Origin of the sequence: Streptomyces sp. NPDC050508, assembly GCF_040655155.1 — a bacterium.
Classification (GTDB): domain Bacteria; phylum Actinomycetota; class Actinomycetes; order Streptomycetales; family Streptomycetaceae; genus Streptomyces.
Genome location: NZ_JBFAJJ010000023.1, coordinates 123546 through 140491 on the forward strand (window position 1 = coordinate 123546; position 16946 = coordinate 140491).

Annotated in this window: 15 protein-coding genes; 7 read left to right on the forward strand and 8 right to left on the reverse strand. The window is 71.1% G+C overall.

Annotated elements, in window-relative coordinates; all coding sequences use genetic code 11:
* The first annotated feature begins 178 nt into the window (after positions 1-178).
* Positions 179-3130 (forward strand): BTAD domain-containing putative transcriptional regulator, encoded by a 2952-nt coding sequence (locus tag AB0I69_RS42380; protein ID WP_363101136.1) that lies wholly within the window; start codon positions 179-181, stop codon positions 3128-3130.
* A gap of 265 nt (positions 3131-3395) precedes the next feature.
* Positions 3396-3584, forward strand: a complete 189-nt coding sequence (locus AB0I69_RS42385; protein WP_363101137.1) for a hypothetical protein — start codon at positions 3396-3398, stop codon at positions 3582-3584.
* An 84-nt stretch (positions 3585-3668) separates the two neighbouring features.
* Here AB0I69_RS42385 and AB0I69_RS42390 read toward each other — a convergent pair whose 3' ends face one another.
* Positions 3669-5267, reverse strand: coding sequence for a FadD3 family acyl-CoA ligase (locus tag AB0I69_RS42390; protein WP_363101138.1), 1599 nt, complete (start codon positions 5265-5267; stop codon positions 3669-3671).
* Positions 5268-5365: 98 nt separating this feature from the next.
* On the opposite strand from AB0I69_RS42390, the gene AB0I69_RS42395 reads away from it, so the two are divergent.
* Genes AB0I69_RS42395 through AB0I69_RS42405 form a run of 3 tightly spaced genes read left to right on the forward strand, consistent with a single transcriptional unit; the run spans position 5366 to position 7734 of the window.
* The gene (locus AB0I69_RS42395; RefSeq protein WP_363101139.1) at positions 5366-6529 is read left to right on the forward strand and encodes a lipid-transfer protein; all 1164 of its coding nucleotides are present in this window, start codon (positions 5366-5368) and stop codon (positions 6527-6529) included.
* Positions 6530-6547: 18 nt separating this feature from the next.
* Positions 6548-6964 (forward strand): OB-fold domain-containing protein, encoded by a 417-nt coding sequence (locus AB0I69_RS42400; RefSeq protein WP_363101140.1) that lies wholly within the window; start codon positions 6548-6550, stop codon positions 6962-6964.
* Complete coding sequence (locus AB0I69_RS42405; protein WP_363101141.1) at positions 6961-7734, forward strand: enoyl-CoA hydratase/isomerase family protein; 774 nt, start codon at positions 6961-6963, stop codon at positions 7732-7734. Before AB0I69_RS42400 ends, AB0I69_RS42405 begins: the two co-directional genes overlap by 4 nt.
* A gap of 16 nt (positions 7735-7750) precedes the next feature.
* Here the strand turns inward: AB0I69_RS42405 and AB0I69_RS42410 are convergent, their stop codons facing one another.
* From AB0I69_RS42410 to AB0I69_RS42420, 3 genes are all read right to left on the reverse strand, one after another.
* Positions 7751-8281 (reverse strand): hypothetical protein, encoded by a 531-nt coding sequence (locus tag AB0I69_RS42410; RefSeq protein WP_363101142.1) that lies wholly within the window; start codon positions 8279-8281, stop codon positions 7751-7753.
* Positions 8282-8316: 35 nt separating this feature from the next.
* The gene (locus AB0I69_RS42415) at positions 8317-10647 is read right to left on the reverse strand and encodes a PQQ-binding-like beta-propeller repeat protein (RefSeq protein WP_363101143.1); all 2331 of its coding nucleotides are present in this window, start codon (positions 10645-10647) and stop codon (positions 8317-8319) included.
* A 191-nt stretch (positions 10648-10838) separates the two neighbouring features.
* A complete protein-coding gene (locus AB0I69_RS42420) occupies positions 10839-11561 on the reverse strand; it encodes a VOC family protein (protein WP_363101144.1) in 723 nt (240 codons plus the stop codon).
* Positions 11562-11695: 134 nt separating this feature from the next.
* Between AB0I69_RS42420 and AB0I69_RS42425 the strand changes: the two genes are divergently transcribed.
* Positions 11696-12331, forward strand: coding sequence for a TetR family transcriptional regulator (locus AB0I69_RS42425; RefSeq protein ID WP_266776648.1), 636 nt, complete (start codon positions 11696-11698; stop codon positions 12329-12331).
* Between the two features lie 45 nt (positions 12332-12376).
* Here the strand turns inward: AB0I69_RS42425 and AB0I69_RS42430 are convergent, their stop codons facing one another.
* The gene (locus AB0I69_RS42430; RefSeq protein WP_363101145.1) at positions 12377-12862 is read right to left on the reverse strand and encodes a nitroreductase family deazaflavin-dependent oxidoreductase; all 486 of its coding nucleotides are present in this window, start codon (positions 12860-12862) and stop codon (positions 12377-12379) included.
* Complete coding sequence (locus AB0I69_RS42435) at positions 12859-14067, reverse strand: acyl-CoA dehydrogenase family protein (protein WP_363101146.1); 1209 nt, start codon at positions 14065-14067, stop codon at positions 12859-12861. Before AB0I69_RS42435 ends, AB0I69_RS42430 begins: the two co-directional genes overlap by 4 nt.
* A 76-nt stretch (positions 14068-14143) precedes the next feature.
* Here AB0I69_RS42435 and AB0I69_RS42440 point away from each other — a divergent pair, with 76 nt between their 5' ends.
* On the forward strand, positions 14144-15316 hold the full coding sequence (locus AB0I69_RS42440; RefSeq protein WP_363101147.1) for an acetyl-CoA acetyltransferase: 1173 nt from the start codon (positions 14144-14146) through the stop codon (positions 15314-15316).
* A 31-nt stretch (positions 15317-15347) separates the two neighbouring features.
* Here AB0I69_RS42440 and AB0I69_RS42445 read toward each other — a convergent pair whose 3' ends face one another.
* Entirely contained in the window at positions 15348-16673 is a 1326-nt protein-coding gene (locus AB0I69_RS42445; RefSeq protein WP_363101148.1) for a hypothetical protein, read from the reverse strand.
* A gap of 20 nt (positions 16674-16693) precedes the next feature.
* Positions 16694-16946: hypothetical protein (locus AB0I69_RS42450; RefSeq protein WP_363101149.1), on the reverse strand; the 253-nt coding region annotated here is incomplete at its 5' end.

Below are 16946 nucleotides of genomic sequence, written 5' to 3' on the forward strand. Positions count from 1 at the left end.
TCAGCTATGCGGATAGGGGTTCGGGGTGCTCGGTTCTGTGCGGAACTGTGCGCAGGCCATGTGAGGGGCTTGTGATATCCCGCGCGGCGACCTGTGAGCGGTGTCTCCGAGAGCTGACGCGGCCGCCGTGAACAAGGCAAACTGTCGTAGTTAACAGGCTTGCCTAGGGGGAACGGCGATGGACGGTGGACCGCGAGTACCGGAGCAGCGGCGCCCTGACTCCGGCTCGGAAGAGTCGACGGCGCTGCGGTTCAGCGTGCTCGGTCCGGTACGTGCCTGGCGGGGCCCTGTTTCTCTTTCCATGGGCTCACCCCAGCAACGTGCCCTGCTGGCCGCGCTGTTGCTGCGGGAGGGCCGGACGGCGACCTCCGGCGAGCTGATCGACGCACTGTGGGGCGACGACCCTCCGTCGCAGGCGCTGGCCGCGGTGCGGACGTACGCGTCCCGGCTGCGGAAGGCCCTCGACGCCGGGGTCCTCGTCAGCGAGTCCGGCGGGTACGCCGTACGGGAGCTGCCCGAGGGCGCGTTGGACGCGACGGTGGCGCAGGACCTCGCGACGGAGGCGGAGAAGGCGAAGTCGGCGGGCGACCTGTGCCGTGCGCGGGATCTGCTGGGCCGGGCGCTGGCGCTGTGGGACGGGGAACCGCTGGCCGGGGTGCCGGGGCCGTACGCGGAGGCGCAGCGGGTGAGGTTGGAGGAGTGGCGGCTCCAACTCCTCGAATCCCGGCTGGACATGGACCTGGAGCAGGGCTGTCACGCGGAGGCGGTCAGTGAACTGACGGCGCTCACGGCGGCGCACCCGCTCCGGGAACGGCTGCGGGAACTGCTGATGCTCGCCCTGTACCGCTCCGGCCGCCAGGCGGAGGCCCTCGCCGTGTACGCGGACACCCGGCGCCTGCTGGCCGACGAGCTGGGCGTGGACCCGCGCCCGGGGCTGCGCGAGCTTCAGCAGCGCATCCTCCAGGCGGACCCGGGACTGGCCGAGCCCTCCGCACCGGCGGCGGAGTCCGTGGCGCCACCGGTCCGCCCCCACCAACTCCCGGCGACGGTCCCTGACTTCACGGGCCGCCTGTCCTTCGTGTCCGAACTGAGCGAGGTCCTGGCATCGGCCGAGGGCCGCGTGATGGCGGTGTCGGCACTGGCGGGAATCGGCGGAGTGGGCAAGACGACCCTCGCGGTGCACGTGGCCCACCAGGCGCGATCCACCTTCCCCGACGGCCAGTTGTACGTGGACCTGCAGGGCGCGGGCTCCCGTGCGGCGGAACCGGAGACCGTACTCGGCGCGTTCCTGCGGGCGTTGGGCACGTCGGACTCGGCGATACCGGACTCCCTTGAGGAGCGGTCGGCGCTCTACCGGTCGGTGCTGGACGGCCGCCGGGTGCTGGTGCTGCTGGACAACGCGCGGGACGCGGCCCAGGTCCGGCCCCTGCTGCCCGGCACCGAGGGCTGCGCGGCGCTGGTGACGTCACGGATACGGATGGTGGACCTGGCGGGAGCGCATCTCGTCGACCTGGACGTGATGTCCCCCGAGGAGGCCCTGCAGCTCTTCACGAAGATCGTGGGCGCCGAACGGGTCTCGGCCGAACGGGAATCCGCCCTGGACGTCGTCGCGGCCTGCGGCTTCCTGCCGCTGGCGATCCGGATCGCGGCATCACGGCTGGCGGCCCGCCGTACGTGGACGGTCTCGGTGCTCGCCGCGAAACTCGCCGACGAACGGCGCCGGTTGGACGAGTTGCAGGCCGGCGACCTGGCCGTGAAGGCCACATTCGAGCTGGGCTACGGCCAGTTGGAGCCGGCGCAGGCACGGGCGTTCCGCCTGCTGGGCCTCGCCGACGGCCCGGACATCTCGCTGGCGGCGGCTGCCGCGACGCTGGACCTTCCGGCGGAGGCGACGGAAGACCTGCTGGAATCCCTCGTGGACACGTCACTTGTCGAATCGGCGGCGCCCGGCCGCTACCGCTACCACGACCTGGTGCGGCTCTACGCGCGTGCGTGCGCCGAGCGGGACGAGTGGCCGCCGGGCGAACCGGCCGCCGCGCTCTCCCGGTTGCTGGACTTCTACCTCGCCACGGCCGCCGGGGTCTACGGCATCGAGCGCCCCGGCGACCGCCTGGTCGACCACCTGGAGGAGACCGCCGTCGCCGGTCTGGTCTTCCCCGACCGCCGCGCCGCACAGGACTGGCTCTACGCCGAGGCGATGCCCCTGCTGGCCTGCGTACGGCAGTCGGCGGGCGGTACGACGTTGCGACGGGCCGTCGACCTGCTGTGGGCCGCCGTCGATCTCGCCGAGTCCGGGGCCAACTTCAAGGAGTACGAAGCCGCCGGCGCCACCCTGCGCGACGCGGCCCGCGCCGCCGTCGACAGCCGGGCCGAGGGCCGGGCCGTGCTGGTGCTGGCCAACGCCCGCCATTTCTCCGGGCAGTTCGAACAGGCCTACCAGGAGGCACGGCAGGCGCTCACCCTGTCGGAGGCCGCCGCCGACACGATGCCGTGCTGCTGGGCGGCGAACCTCCTCGGTATCTTCTCCTTCTACCAGGGCCGCTACGACGAGGCCGAGGAGTTCCTGGAGCGGGCTATCGCGAGCTGGCGCGCCGGCGGCGACCTCTCCGGCACCGCGTCGGCGCTGTGCAACCTCTCCCGCCTGCACCTGCAGACGGAACGCGCCGACAGCGCGGTCGACCTCGCCCGCCAGGGCACCGAGATGTACGAGGAACTCGGGCACACCCTCAAGGCGGCCAACGGCCACTACGCCCTCGGGCTGGCCCTCGGCAAGAACAGCCAGCCGGCCGACGCCGTCGCGCATCTCAACCAGGCCCTGAGCGTCTTCCGGGCGAGCCGCCAACGCCTGTGGGAGGGCATGACCCTCTTCCGCCTCGCCGAGGTGGACCTCCTGGCCCAGCGGCCCGCACAGGCCGCGGCCAACGCCGAGATGGCACTGACGCCGCTGCGGGAAATCGGCGGCGAGTGGCGCCGGGGCAACGTGCTCACCGTCCTCGGCAAGGCCCTGAACGGCATCGGCCAGTCCGGCCGCGCCCAGGTCTGCTGGACCGAGGCGCTGGAGATCTACGAGCGGCTGGAGTCGCCCGAGGCGGCGGAGGTCCAGGCACTGCTGACGCGGGCGGCGGCCTGACACCGCGCGGGGGCTGGGTCGAGGCGGGGGCGGGGCGCGCCGAGTCCGGGCCGCGGAGGTCCTGGGGCGTTCATCAATCGTTTATCGCCGCCCGCCACTCTTCTGGGTATCGGGCCGTCGCGTCGGGGGGCAGACGGACCGTCGGTGAAGCCGCCACTTTCGGGATCTAGAGTGGCGGCGCCAGCGGCCCATCCGGCCACCCTCGGGGGAGTGACCGGATGGGCCCGCGACAGTTTGACCACGATCTCCAAGGAGAGGCAGCAGGATGAGCGACACCACGAACGACGAGACGGTCGTCAAGCCGGACAACACCCACATCACCGACACCAAGCTGGTCGGCGACGTCAAGCCGCTGAACACGCACATCACGGATGTCGAGGGTGTCGTGGCCGCCGCCGAGGACGACGGCACTGTCACGCCGGACAACACGCACATCACGTCCGACCCCAGCTAGACCTTCTCCCACGCGGGGGATCGGCCGCGACGGCCCGGAGGGGGAGCCGTCGCGGCCGATGTGCGTCCGGCACGGCCGGACCGATCACAGCCCGCGCAGCTCCCCCTTCACCACCTTCCCGCTGGCATTCCGCGGCAGCTCCCCCACGAACTCCACCGCCCGCGGCACCTTGTAGTTGGCCATCTCGCGCCGGGCCCAGGCGATCAGGTCGTCGGCCGTCAGTGTCACGTCCGGCCGCCGCACCACGTACGCCTTCCCGACCTCTCCCAGCCGCGCGTCCGGTACGCCGATCACCGCGACGTCCGCCACATCGGGATGGACACCGAGCAGCTGCTCTATCTCCGCCGGGTACGCGTTGAAGCCGCCGACGATGAACATGTCCTTGATCCGGTCGGTGATCCGGAGATTGCCCGCGGCGTCCAGGACCCCGACATCCCCGGTCCGCAGCCAGCCGCCCTCCCCCATGACCTCCGCCGTGGCCGCCGCGTCCTCGTAGTAGCCGCGCATGACGTTGAAGCCGCGGACCAGCACCTCGCCGGGCGACCCGAGCGGCGCCTCCACCCGCACCTCGGTCCCCGGAATCGCGCGCCCGGACGTCGACGCGATGACCGACGGATCGTCGCCCCGCCGGCACATGGTCACGATGCCGCTGGCCTCCGAGAGGCCGTACGCCGTGAGGACGGTCCCCACTCCCAGCTCGCCCCGCAACCGCTCCACCAGCCGCAACGGCACCACCGCTGCCCCGGTCACCACCAGCCGCAGAGCGGACAGGTCGTGCGTGTCGCGGGCCGGGTGGTCGAGGAGGGACTGGTGCAGGGTGGGCGGGCCCGGGAGGACCGACACCCGCTCCGCCGCGATGTTCGCCAGCACCGTGTCCACGTTGAACACCGGCTGCGGGATCATCGTCGCGCCCCGCATCAGACAGGCGATCACACCCGCCTTGTAGCCGAAGGTGTGGAAGAAGGGGTTCACGATGAGATAGCGGTCGCCGCGGCGCAGGCCGGCCAGATCGCTCCACACCTCGTACGCCCGCAAGGTCTGCGCGTGCGTGATCACCGCACCCTTCGGGCGGCCCGTCGTCCCCGACGTGAAGATGATGTCCGAGACCGACGAACCGTCCAACTCCCGCGCCCGCTCCCGCACTTCCGTCTCGCCCACCCCTTCCCCGCCCGCCAGGAAGTCCTTCCAGGTACGGAAGTCGGCGGGCGCGTCGTCCGCGAGCACCACGACCTGCTCCAGCGCGGGGAGTCCGGGCAGGGGACCGTCCCCGGACCCCCCGAACCCCCCGGACCCCTCCCCCGCCGCCCGTCGCAGCGACGCCACGTACGACGTCCCCAGGAACGTCCCGGTCACGAACAGCAGCCGCGCCCCGCTGCTGCGCAGCACATACGCGGCCTCGCTCCCCTTGAAGCGCGTGTTCAGCGGCACCAGCACCGCGCCCGCCGACACCGCGCCCAGCGCCGAGACGATCCAGTCCAGCGAGTTGGGCGCCCAGATGCCCACCCGGTCGCCGACCTCCACGCCGCTCGCGACACAGGCCGCCGCCGCCCGCTCCACCCGGGCGCCCAACTCGGCGTACGAGATCCGCGTACGGCCCTCCACCACCGCCTCGGCGTCCGCGTAGTGCTCCGCGGCCGAGCGCACCAGGCCCGGGATGCTGCCCCACTCCACGTCTCCGCGCATGAACGGCCTCCCTGCACGCAGTAGCTGACTGACCGTCAGATTAGCTGTAGCCTGACGCCCTGTCAGCAGCCCCGGGATCACGCGGAGGTGCACAGAGCATGGCCGGACAGAGCACGGGCGGGCTGAAGGACGCGACCGCCATCGTCGGGATCGGTCAGACCCCCTTCGCCAAGCAACTCCCCGAGGACGAGCGGACCTTGGCCTGCCGGGCCGTACTCGCCGCGCTCGACGACGCGGGAATCGCCCCGGGCGAGGTCGACGCCCTCGCCTCCTACACGATGGAGGAGACCGACGAGGTCGAGCTGGCGAAGGCGGTCGGCTTCGGAGACCTCACCTTCTTCAGCAAGGTCGGGTACGGGGGCGGGGGTTCCTGCGCCACCGTCGCGCATCTCGCCACCGCCATCGCCGCCGGGCAGGCGACGGTCGGCGTGGCCTGGCGGTCCCGGAAGCGGGGCAGCGGGCCCAGACCGTGGACCAACACCGCCCGCCAACTCCCCACCCCCGCCCAGTGGACCCGCCCCTTCGGACTCCTCCGGCCGGCGGACGAAATAGCCATGCTCACGCGCCGCTACATGTACGAGTTCGGCGCCACCCGGGATCACCTGTTCAACGTGGCTCTCGCCTGCCGGAACAGGGCCAACCAGAATCCGGCGGCCATCATGTACGACCGCCCCCTCACCCGCGAGATGTACATGACCTCCCGCTGGATCAGCGAACCTCTCTGCCTCTTCGACAACTGCCTTGAGACGGACGGGGCGTTGGCCTGTGTCGTCGTCTCCCGCGAACGCGCCCGCGACTGCCGACGCACCCCCGTCCACGTCCACTCCGCCGCCCAGGGCCTCCCCGCCCAGCACCACGGCATGGTCAACTACTGGAACGACGACCCCCTCACCGGCCCCGCCTGGACCGCCGCCCGACACCTGTGGAAACACGCCGACTTCACCCCGCAGGACGTCGACGTCGCCCAGATCTACGACGCGTTCACCGCCCTCGTCCCCCTCTCCCTGGAGGGCTACGGCTTCTGCGGGCGCGGCGAGGGCGGCGCCTTCACGGAGGGCGGCGCCCTCGAAATCGGCGGGCGGCTGCCTCTCAACACCAGCGGCGGCGGGCTCTCCGAGGCGTACGTCCACGGCTTCAACCTGATCACCGAGGGCGTACGGCAGTTGCGCGGCACCAGCACCGCCCAGGTCCCGGACGCCGCCACCTGCCTGGTCACGGCGGGCGAGGGCGTCCCCACCTCCGCCCTGCTGCTCACGAAGTGAAATGAGGAGTCGACCGCCATGCTCACTCCGCTCACCGACACCGACGGCGCCCCCTTCTGGCAGTACGCCCGCGAGGGCGAACTCCGCGTCCAGACCTGCGCCGACTGCGACGAACCCCGCTTCCCACCCCGCCCCTGCTGCCCCCACTGCCAGTCCTTCGCGAGCGAGTGGCGGCAGGTGAGCGGGCGCGGGAGGGTCTGGTCGTACGTCTTCCCCCATCCGCCCCTCCTCCCCGACTACGCCGCCGTCGCGCCGTACAACGTGATCGTGGTCGAGCTGGCCGACGCCCCGCGTATCCGGCTGGTCGGGAATCTCGTCAGCGCGTCCGGGGCCGCGATCAACTCCCTTTCCCCGAACCGGATTCGCATCGGGGCGCGGGTGCAGGTCGTGTTCGACGAGGCCGGGCTTCCGCAGTGGGTCCTGGAGCGGTCATGACTCTGCGTGTCTCCGCCGACAAAGAGACCGGTGTCGCCGTCGTCACCCTCGACCGGCCGCGGAAACTCAACGCCATCGACCTCACCACGGCCGCCGAACTGGCAGCCACCTGGCGGGAGTTGCGCTTCGACGACGCCGTACGGGCCGTCGTCCTCACCGGGGCCGGGGAGCGCGCCTTCTGCACCGGGCTCGACCGGGACGCGGTCGTGCCGCAGCCCAACTCCCCGTACATGCAGGACGATCCACTGCTCGGCATCGGCCCGAAGGCCAACGACCTGTGGAAGCCGGTGATCTCCGCCGTGTGCGGGATGGCCTGCGGCGGGGCGTTCTATCTGCTGGGCGAGAGCGAGTTCGTCGTCGCCGACCCGACCGCCGTGTTCTTCGACCCGCACACCACCTACGGCATGGTCAGCGCCTACGAGTCGGTGCTGATGGCACACCGGATGCCGTACGGCGAGGTCGCGCGGATGATGCTCATGGGCACCGCGGAGCGGATCTCCGCGCGGCGGGCGTACGAGCTGGGGCTGGTCTCCGAACTCACCGAGCCCGGGCGGGCGTTGGAGGCGGCCGTGGCCTGCGCGACCGTCATCGCCGGGTATCCGACGGAGGGGGTACAGGGGACCGTGCGGGCGCTGTGGGCGGCGAAGGAGGCGGCGCGGGCGCAGGCCTACGCGCAGGCGCCGCCGCTGATCGCCCTCGGCAATCTCCCGACCGAACGGCAGGCGGAGTTGTTCGCCGACCGGAAGAACGGCGGCTTCCGGACGCGGTGAGCGGCGCCGAGGGGCGTCACCGATCGGCGGTGGCCCGTGGATCGACCTCGCAGTGATCGAGCCGGTCCAGGGCGCCCGTGCTGGCGGCGGCCATCCGGAGGGTCGCCCTGCCGTTCGCGGGCACCGACACCTGGCTGGTCGTGTCGGCCAGGGTGGACCCGTTGCTGTCCTTGTACGCGACCTTCACGGTGAAGAGCGTCTCGCGCCCGTTCGGGTTCCTGACCTCGACGGTCGAGTACGGGTCGTCCAGGCTCGCGCACCGCTTGAGCACCGCGGTGCCGTCCTTCAGAGGCCGGGCGGTGGCGGACGAGGTCGCCGTGGGGGTGGAACGGTAGGTGGGCCGCGAACGGTGCGTCGAGCCGTTCGTCGTACCGCCCGACGATGTCGACGTGTCGTGGTCCTGGCTGGAGCTGCTGCACCCGCCCCCGCCCCCGCTGCTCCCGTGACGGCTGTGGCTGTGGTGCCGTCCCGTGGAGAAGCCGGTGAGGGTGAGTACCGTCAGTGCCAGTACCGCCGTGAATCTGAGCCTGCGCCCCCGCGTATGCATCCGATCATGCTACCCACCTGGTCAACTGGCACCGCTCACGCGGTTCTTGCGGTGCCCGTGCCCTTCTCCGCGTCGAGGGCGTACACGCAGCGGTCCTTGCTGCACGCGTACACGACCCCGTCCCTGACCACGGGTGCCCCGGTGATCTCGCCACCGGTCGCGAGCTTCCAGCGGAGCCGGCCGTCGTCGGCCTTGAGGGTGTAGAGGAGGTGGTCGGTGGAGCCGAAGTGGATGCGCTCCTCGGCGACCACGGGCGAGCCCACGATGTCGCCGCCCGCCTGGAAGCGCCACTTGGGTGTACCGGTGACCGCGTCGAGGGTGTAGAGCCCCTTGCCGCTGCCGACGTGCACATGCCCGGCGGCGACCAGGACCGGTTCGATGGACGCCCGCGGCTCGGTCGCGATGCGCCAGCGGTCGCGGCCGTCGGCGGCGTCGAGGGCGTAGACCGTGCCGAGGTAGTCGGCGAGGTAGATGCCGCCGCCGGTGACCGCGGGGCCGGGGGCGAAGGTGGGCGGGCAGAGGAAGACCGCGGGGGCCTCGAAGTGCCAGCGGACCCGGCCGCTCGCCACCTCGATGGACAGGACGCGGGTACCGGCGGCGACGTAGACGTGGCCGTCGGGGGCCGCGGCGATCCGTACGGGTACGCCGCCGCAGGAGGCCGCGTCGCCGATCGGGTACGCCCACCGCTCGTCGCCCGTGCGGGCGTCCAGGGCGCGCAGCCGGGCGTCCTGCCACACGTACACGGTGCCGTCGTGCAGCGCCGGGCCCGCCTCCGGGGACTCGAAGTCGGTCTGCGCTCCGCTCAGCTGCCAGAGCTTCTGCCCGTTGGACGCCTCCCAGGCGTGCACTCCGCCGCCGCGCGTGCCGGTGACCACGGTGCCGCGCTCGGCCTTGAGGGAGTACACCCAGGCGTCGGTGGACAGCCGCCACAGGTCGCCGCCCTCGCGGGCGTCCAGGGCGAAGAGGGTGGGGCCGTCCGAGGCGTGGATACGGCCGTCCGCGACCGCCATCGACCAGGCGACGTCCCGGGTCTTGAAGGAGCGGCGGCCGGTCTGCACGTCCAGGGCGTGCACCTCGAAGGAGGTGACGTAGACGAGGTCACCGGCGACGGTCGGGGTGCCCCAGACGTCGTTCGACATGCGGAACCGCCAGGGGCGCCAGCCGGCGGCGGTCTCCGGGGGCAGCGGGGGCGGTACGGGCGCGGGGTCGGCGCCGTTGACGCCGGGCCGGGGCCGGGACCAGGAGGCGACGAGGCCGGCCTCCGGAGGGGGCGCCTTCACGGCGGCGGCGCGGGCGTCGGCGACGCGCGGCCCCGGACCGATGGGCACCGGGGCGCCGGCCAGCCGGACGGGCCCGGTGTCGGGGGCGCCGACCGGGACGGGCACCACGGGGTCGTGGGAGGGCGGGGGCGGCACGGGAACGCGCCCGCCACCGCTACGGCCACTGCTGGGCGCCGGTTTCACGGGCGGGCGTCCACCGCGCCGCGTCTCGATCAGGCCCACCGCACGCTCGGGCAGCCAGGCCGACGCCGTACCGCTGTCGTCGGAGCCGGAGCCGAAGAGGTGCGGTGCGAGCTGGGCCTGGAGGTCGGCCGGGTTGGGGCGACCGGTGGCCTCCATCTGCATGCAGGACTCGATGAGGGGGCGCAGTTCGTCCGGGAGACCGGTGAGGTCGGGGCCCTCGCGCAGCAGCATGAAGACGGTCTCGACCGGGTTGGCGCCGTGGAACGGGGGGTGTCCGGTGGCCGCGAAGACGAGCATCGAGCCGAGCGAGAACACGTCGCTGGCGCCGGTGACGCTGCGCGAGTCCTTCGCCTGCTCGGGAGACATGTAGGCGGGGGTACCCACCGCCACGTTCGTCATCGTCAAACGGGTGTTCGACACACCGGAGGCGATACCGAAGTCGATGACCCGCGGCCCGTCCTCGACCACGAGCACGTTCGACGGTTTGAGGTCACGGTGAACGAGACCTGCCCCGTGAATGGACTGCAGCGCCTCCGCGACCCCCGCCGCGAGCCAGCGCACCGCCTGGGCCGGCATCGGCCCGCACTCGTTCACTATCTCTTCGAGGGAGGGCGCGGGCACGTACGCGGTGGCCAGCCACGGCACAGCGGCACGCGGATCGGCGTCGACCACGGCAGCCGTGTAGAAGCCGGAGACGGCCCGCGCCGCCTCGACCTCGCGCGTGAAGCGGACCCGGAACAGCTGGTCCTCGGCGAGCTCCGTCCGCACGGTCTTGATCGCCACCCGCCGGCCGGACGCCGAGCGCGCGAGATAGACCAGCCCCATGCCGCCCGCGCCCAGCCGTCCCAGCACCTCGAACGGCCCGATCCGCCGCGGATCGTGCTGCGTCAGCTGATCCACCACTTGCCTGCCACCTCCCCGTACGGGCCGCGTCACCCACATATGTACGCGACCCCGTGCAGCGTCTCACCACCGCACCGCCATGGCGGCACGCACCCTGATTCTTCCTGGCCGGGCCACAGGTTGCGAACCCGGCGACTAATCGGGGTGTCTCGCCATATCTCCGGACAAACATCCAGGTGTCGGCGTTGCGGTCAGCGTTGCAGCAGTGCGAACGACGCCCCTTGATTGTCCGTGACGACGGCCACTTTCCCGTACGACGTCTCGAAAGGCGGAACCTGAACCCGCCCGCCGAGCCGGTTCACCGCCCCCACAACAGGCTCGATGTCCTCGACCCGGAAGTGCACGAGGAAATGCGGCGGCATCTCCACCGGGAAAACGTCGGAGACGGGCGCGCGCCCGAAGTCGGGAACGGCCTCCGGTCCGAACAGAGCATCTGTGAAAAGTCCGCCGTAGAAAGTGTTCGCGGCCTCCGTGTCACGGGCGTACAGCTCGGCCCAGCCGAAGGTGCCGGGCTTGTGCCGGGCGCCGAAACCGGGGTGGCGGGCCGCCTGCCACAGACCGAAGACGGCACCCTCCGGGTCGGCGGCGAGAGCGGCCGTGCCCAGTTCCCCCACGGGGATCGGCGCCATGACGACCTGCCCGCCGACTGCCTGGATCCGCCCGGTCAGCCGCACCACGTCCGGCGTCGCGAAGTACACCGTCCACACGGTCGGCATCCGCCCGTCCGCCTTACGGGCGAGCGCCGCGATGGCCTCGCCGTCCTTGCGGGCCCATACGGAGCCGCCGTACGCCTCCTCGAAGGTCCACCCGAAGAGCTCACCGTAGAACCGCCTGCCCGCCTCCACGTCGGGAAGCTGCGCGTCCACCCAGCAGGGGACGCCCTCTCCGTACGCGGATGCCCTGTTTTCGGCCATACCGTCAAAGTAACGGCGCCGCACGCACCCCGCAGACCAGGCACACCACCCTCTCGACCCCCGTGCACCCCATTTGCAGTCGGCCGAATCGCGCTCCGATCACCCCTCGGTAAGCTGACGGCATGACAGGACAAGTGCGTACCGTCGACGGCCGCGTGGCCGGCCGGCGTGGGCAGGCGACCCGGCAGAAGCTGCTCGACTGCCTAAGCGAGATGCTCAGCTCCTCCCCTTACCGGGACGTCAAAGTCATCGATGTCGCCCGGAAGGCGGGTACTTCACCCGCGACCTTCTACCAGTACTTCCCGGACGTCGAAGGCGCCGTCCTGGAGATCGCCGAGCAAATGGCCACGGAGGGAGGGCAGTTGACCGAACTGCTCGCCGGCCGGTCATGGGTCGGCAAGGCAGGTTGGCAGACCTCGCAGGAACTCGTGGACGGATTCCTGGAGTTCTGGCGCAGGAACGACGCGATCCTGCGGGTCGTCGACCTCGGAGCGGCCGAGGGCGACAAACGCTTCTACAAGATCCGCATGAAGATCCTCAACTCCGTGAACAACTCCCTCTCGGACGCGGTCGCCGAGTTGCAGGCCAAGGGCAGGGTCGACAAGGACGTGAACCCGGCGGCGGTCGCCGGTTCACTGGTCGCGATGCTCGCGGCCGTCGCCTCGCACCAGAAGGGTTTCCAGACGTGGGGCGTCAAGCAGGCTGAACTCAAGCCGAACCTGGCGCTGTTGGTCCACCTGGGCGTGACCGGCAAGAAGCCGACGAAGTAGGAGTCCTGCTTCTCAGGTCCCAAGTCCTGTCTCGCGGGCGGCGGTTCACTCACATGGACCGCCGCCTGCCCTGCGTGTGATCCGGAACAGCCGGATCTCCCGTTCCACCCGCGCCTGATACGTCGCGTACGGCGGCCAGAAGGCGAGCGCCGCCTTCCACACCTCCGCCCGCTCCACGCCCTCCAGCAGCCGGGCGGTGACCGGAATCTCCTCGCCCTTCCAGCTGACCTCGGCATCGGGGTGAGCGAGGAGGTTGTGCGTCCAGGCGGGGTTGCCGGCCCGGCCGAAGTTGGACCCGACGAGAATCCAGCCGCCCTCCACCGGCATACAGGCGAGGGGGCTGTACCGCGGCTGTCCGCTCCGCGCACCGGTCGAGGTCAGGACGACCCCCGGCAGCATCTGCGCGCTGAGCAGCACCTTTCCCCGGGTGAGCCGGTGGACGGCCCGGTCGAGGGCGGGGATGACATGGGGGGCGACCCGCGCGAACGCCCTGGTCGACGACACCTTCTGCACCGCACGCACACCGATCACACCGTCACCTCGCGACTCTCGCTCTGACTCTCGAAGAGGCGCGCCCTTTCGGCGGCGTGCGCCCGCAACCGGTGCACCGGCCCGAAGAGCAGTTCGTCGCCGGCGGCACGCTTGAAGTAGAGGTGGGCGTCGTGCTCCCAGGTGAACCCGATCCCGCCGTGGAGCTGGATCCCCTCGGAGGCAGCCGTCCTCAGGGCCTCCAACGCCTGAGCGAGCGCGAGCCCACCGACCCGCTCCCCGTCTCCGTTCCCGGTTGCCCAAGCGGCGTAGTAGGCGGCCGACTTCGCCGCCTGCACCTGCACATACACATCGGCCAGCCGGTGCTTCACCGCCTGGAACGACCCGATCGCCCGCCCGAACTGCTCACGCTGCTTGACGTGTTCGACGGTCCGCTCCAACGCACGGTCGGCGGCCCCGACGGCTTCTGCCGCGAGCACGGCGGCAACGCTGTCGCCGAGCCCCGCGAGTGCCCTGAGGACATCAGCACCGCTGTCGACGCCCAGCAACTCGGCGTCCACGTCCCGCAGTTCGAGCCGTGCCTGAGGCCTGGTCGCGTCGAGGGCGGTCTGCCGTACGCGCACGAGCCCGTCCGCGTCCCCCGCCACCAGGAACAGCAGCGTCCGCGACCGGGCGAAACCACCGACATGGGCGGCGACCAGCAGCAACTCCGCACTGTGCCCGTCGAGAACCTGCCCCACCTGCCCGTACAACCGCCACCCGCTCTCCCCCACCCGCCTGGCCTGCACCCCACCCGCACGCCCACCCCCCGCCCACTCCCCGGAGTTGTCGCCGGTGAGGGTGAGGGTGGTGGCGAGGGCGGTGCCCGGTACGGCGAGGGCGGCGGTCAGGGAACCGGCGGCGATCCGGGGCAGCAGCCGGGCGCGCTGGGTCTCGGTACCGAGGGCCAGGACGAGAGGGGCGACAAGCACGGCGGTGGCGAGGAGCGGGGAAGGGGCGAGGAAACGACCCGTCTCCTCACACGCCAGGGCCAGTTCGGTGACCGTACAGCCGACACCGTCGTACGACTCCGGAAGCGCGAGCCCCGGCAGACCCAACTGGTCGGCCAGGGCGGTCCAGAGCACGGGGTCGTGCCCCGCCGGGGTGTCGAGGGCGGCACGGAGACGCTCCGGTCCGCAGCGCTTGGTGAGGAGTTCGCGGAGGGTACGGCGGATCTCGTCCTGCTCGTCGGTGAAGCTGGCGTCCATGACACTTCCCTCCAGATCTGACGGTCCGTCATATTAGGAGTCCGGGCACGATATGCACAGAGGGAGGAGGCGCCTCATGACAGCGGGGAGCCGCAAGGTCGCCGTGGTGGGCGTGGCACTGTCCGACTGCGGACGCGTCGACGACACGACCCCCTACGCCCTGCACGCCCAGGCGGCCCGCCGCGCACTGGCGGACGCGGGCCTGGAACGGAAGGCGGTCGACGGCTTCGCGTCGGCGGGCCTGGGCACGCTGCCGCCGGTGGAGGTGGCCGAATACCTGGGCCTGCGCCCGACTTGGGTCGACTCGACAGCGGTGGGCGGCTCGACGTGGGAGGTCATGGCGGCCCACGCGGCGGACGCGATCGCCGCAGGCCACGCGAACGCCGTGCTGCTGGTCTACGGCTCGACGGCCCGCGCCGACATCAAGGCGGGCCGCCGAACGGGTAACCTCTCCTTCGGCGCGCGGGGCCCCCTCCAGTTCGAAGTCCCCTACGGCCACACACTGATCGCCAAGTACGCGATGGCCGCGCGCCGCCACATGCTCGAATTCGGCACGACGATCGAGCAGTTGGCGGAGGTGGCGGTACAGGCCCGCGCCAACGCCGCCCTCAACCCCGACGCGATGTTCCGCGACCCGATCACCGTCGACGACGTCCTCTCCGGCCCGATGATCGCCGACCCCTTCACCAAACTGCACTGCTGCATACGGTCCGACGGCGGAGCGGCGGTACTGCTGGCCGCCGAGGAGTACGTACGGGACTGCCGCATCGCACCGGTGTGGGTACTCGGCACCGGAGAACACGTCTCGCACGCCGCGATGTCCGAGTGGCCCGACTTCACGGTGTCACCGGCGGCGGTGAGCGGCCGACTGGCCTTCGAACGGGCGGGAGTCGGACCTGAGGAGATCGACTTCGCGGAGATCTACGACGCGTTCACCTACATGACGTTGGTGACGCTGGAGGATCTGGGTTTCTGCGCGAAGGGCGAAGGCGGCGCCTTCGTGGAGAAGGGGCGGTTGCGGGTGACGGGCGGGGAACTGCCCGTCAACACGGACGGCGGCGGACTGTCGGCCCAACACCCCGGGATGCGGGGGCTGTTCCTGCTGGTGGAGGCGGTCCGGCAGCTGCGAGGCGAGGCCGGGACCCGTCAAGTGACGGCTGGGGACGGGGAGTTGCCACGCCTCGGAGTCGCCTCCGGGACGGGCGGCTGGTTCTGCTCCTCGGGGACGGTGGTACTGGGCCGGGATTGAAGACCGGCCCCTGCCCCGAACGACGGCGCGGCTATCGCTCGGGCTGGACCTTGATGACGGCCTCGTCGTTGGTCGGGTCCGGGTCGCGGTCGCCGACATACCAATCGTCGTCGGTCCGGGGGGCCTTGTCCTGGAGGGACAGGGTGCCTTCGCCCGGGTCGCCGAGGCGCATCGTGAACGTGAAGGTCTGGGTCTTGCCCGGTTTCAGCGCGTTGATGTCGCAGGTGTAGGTGTAGCCGTTGCTCTTGCAGTAGGGCTCGTAGGCGCCGTCGTCGTACTCGCTCATGGGCTGTTTCACCATGGTCAGGCCGAGCGGCGGGTCGAACACGAGCTTCTCCGTGGCGCCGGCGTCGGCGGGGCCGTTGTTGCGGACGGTGAGCTTGAAGGTCCGCTTGGTGCCGGGGGCGCCGTACAGGTTCACGTCGGAGACCGAGTAGTCGGCGTGGGTGTCGAGCACCACGTGCGTCCAGCCGCCGCCCTTGACATAGGTGCCCTTCTTGGCGGCGGTGGCTTCAGCACGGAGAGCCGGACCGTCACCGTGGTCGCCTCCGCCCGGGTAACTGCCGTACTGCCCAGGCCCCATGTCGAGGGCCCACGCCTCGCTGTTGAAGGTGGCGTACATCTTCGCCTTCGATGCACGGAGCCGGAGCGTGGGCCGGACGACCACGGTCTGCCCCGGCGCGATACGGACATCCGGGAACCGGCAGACCGCTATGTGCCCCCGATAGAAGCTGGGATAAAGGCAGTTGGCGTACTGCTCCTCGAACTCCACATCGTCGACGGTGACTTTGAACCCCAGCCCCCTGACCGGCACCTCACCCGTGTTCCGGACGACGATCGGCTCGCTCAACTCGGCACCGGGGTGAACTCCACCGATCGACTCGGCAGTCAGCACCTCGACCACCGGCTCCCCCACGACAGCCTTCGTCCGCGCGGTGACCTTCTTCCCGCTCCGGTCCGCGTAAGTGAACCGGACCTCCCCCACATCACCCGGCTTACTGCCCTTGGCCGCGACCGGGGAGACACTGCCACCCCCCGTCGAACTGTCGTACTTGGAACCGACCGCACACGTCACATGTGTGGGGCCGCCCGTGCAGTTCCCGCTCTTGTGCAGTACGACCGCTGCCTTCGCGCCGGGCAGGACGTCCACCGTGAGGGTGTGATTGACGGCTCCCGTGCCATCGGTGCGCACCTTGCCGTCATCGGCGGAGAACTTGAAGGGCGCCTTGTCGGCCGGGCCGGACTTGTCGCCGACGGGGCGGAGGTAGAACACCTCGGGCGCGGTGATCGAGGGCGCCTTGTCGGTTGCCGCACCACTACAGGCACTGAGGGTCGCGAGGAGAAGGGCAACGACCACACCGCCGCCGGCTGCACGCCTCAACGGACGGCAAGGAGGCACTCGCCGCCCTCGCAGGTCAGCTCGGTCACGTTCACGTTCACGTTCACAGTCTCTCCGCCTTCTCTTCGATGAGCGCTGCGGAGATCAACGTACTGCCTTGCCTGAAATTCGAGCTCCTCCTCCCTAATCAGTGACTGTTGGGCCACTCGCTTCTTGGCCAGTGTCGGGCTTCCGCGGCCCGAGTAAAGGGCGCTCCCTGCGGTCGCGTCGGCTGCGCCGATGGCCCTGCGG

Excerpts from the sequence above, each read along its gene's own strand:
- AB0I69_RS42380 (WP_363101136.1), top strand. The coding sequence starts at position 179 with ATGGACGGTGGACCGCGAGTACCGGAGCAGCGGCGCCCTGACTCCGGC.
- AB0I69_RS42385 (WP_363101137.1), top strand. The coding sequence starts at position 3,396 with ATGAGCGACACCACGAACGACGAGACGGTCGTCAAGCCGGACAACACC.
- AB0I69_RS42390 (WP_363101138.1), bottom strand. The coding sequence starts at position 5,267 with ATGCGCGGAGACGTGGAGTGGGGCAGCATCCCGGGCCTGGTGCGCTCG.
- AB0I69_RS42395 (WP_363101139.1), top strand. The coding sequence starts at position 5,366 with ATGGCCGGACAGAGCACGGGCGGGCTGAAGGACGCGACCGCCATCGTC.
- AB0I69_RS42400 (WP_363101140.1), top strand. The coding sequence starts at position 6,548 with ATGCTCACTCCGCTCACCGACACCGACGGCGCCCCCTTCTGGCAGTAC.
- AB0I69_RS42405 (WP_363101141.1), top strand. The coding sequence starts at position 6,961 with ATGACTCTGCGTGTCTCCGCCGACAAAGAGACCGGTGTCGCCGTCGTC.
- AB0I69_RS42410 (WP_363101142.1), bottom strand. The coding sequence starts at position 8,281 with ATGCATACGCGGGGGCGCAGGCTCAGATTCACGGCGGTACTGGCACTG.
- AB0I69_RS42420 (WP_363101144.1), bottom strand. The coding sequence starts at position 11,561 with ATGGCCGAAAACAGGGCATCCGCGTACGGAGAGGGCGTCCCCTGCTGG.
- AB0I69_RS42435 (WP_363101146.1), bottom strand. The coding sequence starts at position 14,067 with ATGGACGCCAGCTTCACCGACGAGCAGGACGAGATCCGCCGTACCCTC.
- AB0I69_RS42440 (WP_363101147.1), top strand. The coding sequence starts at position 14,144 with ATGACAGCGGGGAGCCGCAAGGTCGCCGTGGTGGGCGTGGCACTGTCC.